At 65.1% G+C, this 1979-nt stretch carries 1 protein-coding gene; it reads left to right on the top strand.

All coding sequences use genetic code 11. The features are described from left to right. Window positions 1-649: 649 nt before the first annotated feature. Entirely contained in the window at window positions 650-1909 is a 1260-nt protein-coding gene (fabV, locus tag ACM0PB_RS07030) for an enoyl-ACP reductase FabV (protein WP_005416204.1), read from the top strand. The last annotated feature ends 70 nt before the right edge of the window (window positions 1910-1979 follow it).

The raw sequence follows: 1979 nt of genomic DNA, 5'->3' as shown, positions 1-1979 counted from the left end.
CCCACGGTAGTGCCGGCCGCTGGCCGGCAACAGCAACAGCAACAGCAACAGCAAGAGCGTGCCTTCCGTGGGTGGGCGGGGCGGTGTCGGAGTGCGGGGACGCCGCAAGTACGTCCGTGTAGGCTTGGCAGCCGCATCCATGCGGCTGACACCCCGCACTCCGACACCGACCCACCTTCGACGGGTTCACGCGGCTGTCGGTAGGTGTCGACCTGGGTCGACACATTTGTCAGATATCGAAACAATTCTGGCGTCAGATCCGTTTTCCTTCAGAAAACGGATCTGACCCCAAGAGCTGTTCCGACAGATCGCGGAAGACTGTCAAAGGCGGGGTGGGTCCGGTTGCGGGGGTGTCCGCGGCATGGATGCCGCGGCCAAGCCCCCATGGACGGGTTAACGGCGTCCCCCGCAACCGGACCCACCCCGGCATCCCTCAGTAGCCCGGCTTTTGACGTTGCTGTTGAGGTTGCCGGCCAGCGGCCGGCACTACCGCAGGTGCAGGGTGCAACCCTGCAAAAGAAACCCCACCCTACGCCAGCGTCGGTTGTGCAATCTTCCCCCGCGCACTACGATCCTGCGGTTCGCGCGCGTGCGCGCCCTTACTCCTGCTGAGCGCCCCGCGCGCCGCATCTGCCAACCCGAGGTATCCATGGTCATCAAACCGCGCGTCCGCGGCTTCATCTGCGTCACCACCCACCCGACCGGCTGCGAGGCCGCGGTCAAGCAGCAGATCGACTACATCCGTGCGCGCCCGCCGATCCAGAACGGTCCCAAGCGTGTGCTGGTGATCGGCGCGTCCACCGGCTACGGCCTGGCTGCGCGCATCACCGCTGCCTTCGGCAGTGGTGCTGCCACCCTCGGCATCTTCTTCGAACGCCCGGGCAGCGAGACCAAGCCGGGTACCGCGGGCTGGTACAACTCGGCCGCGTTCCACAAGTACGCCGACGAAGCCGGCCTGTACGCCAAGAGCATCAATGGCGATGCCTTCTCCGATGAAGTGAAGGCGAAGACCATCGAAATGATCAAGGCCGATCTGGGCCAGGTCGACCAGGTTGTCTACAGCCTGGCCGCGCCGCGCCGCAAGCACCCGAAGACCGGCGAGATCATCAGCTCCACGTTGAAGCCGATCGGCGAGCCGATCACCCTGCGCGGGCTGGATACCGACAAGGAAGTGATCACCGAGACCACCCTGCAGCCGGCCACCCCGGAAGAAATCGCCGGCACCGTCGCGGTGATGGGCGGCGAGGACTGGCAGATGTGGATCGATGCGCTGGCCGATGCCGGCGTGCTGGCCAATGGTTGTACCACCACGGCCTTCACCTACGTGGGCGAAGAGATCACCCAGGCGATCTACTGGAATGGCTCGATCGGCGCGGCCAAGAAGGACCTGGACACCAAGGTGCTGGGCCTGCGCGAAAAGCTGGCGAAAATCGGCGGCGACGCACGCGTGTCGGTGCTGAAGGCCGTCGTGACCCAGGCCAGCTCGGCCATTCCGACCATGCCGCTGTACCTGTCGCTGCTGTTCAAGGTGATGAAGGAAAAGGGCACCCACGAAGGCTGCATCGAGCAGCTCGACGTGCTGTACGACATCCTTTACGGCGGCAAGTCCGATGGCGTGGCGGTCGATCGCCTGCGCCACGACCTGGTCGATGGCGACGGCCACACCGTCGCGCTGGTCGATGAGGAAGGCCGCCTGCGTGCGGACTACAAGGAAATGGCCGCAGACGTGCAGGGCAAGGTGGTCGCGCTGTGGCCACAGGTGACCAACGAGAACCTGTACGAAATCAGCGACCTGGCCGGTTACAAGGCCGACTTCCTGCGTCTGTTCGGTTTTGGCGTGGAGGGCGTGGACTACGAGGCCGACGTCAACCCGGACGTGAAGATCGGCAACCTGGTCGACATGACCTGATCAAGCAGAAGGCCGGCGAAAGCCGGCCTTCTGGTTTGGTAGTGGCGGGGGGGGGGGGGGCGCCCCCCCC

The organism is Stenotrophomonas sp. AR029 (assembly GCF_047520695.2).
Lineage (GTDB): Bacteria > Pseudomonadota > Gammaproteobacteria > Xanthomonadales > Xanthomonadaceae > Stenotrophomonas > Stenotrophomonas sepilia.
This window is presented reverse-complemented; position numbering and strand designations above follow the sequence as displayed.

What these genes read in the sequence shown, in the direction of transcription:
- fabV (WP_005416204.1), top strand. Translation starts at nt 650, where the DNA reads ATGGTCATCAAACCGCGCGTCCGCGGCTTCATCTGCGTCACCACCCAC.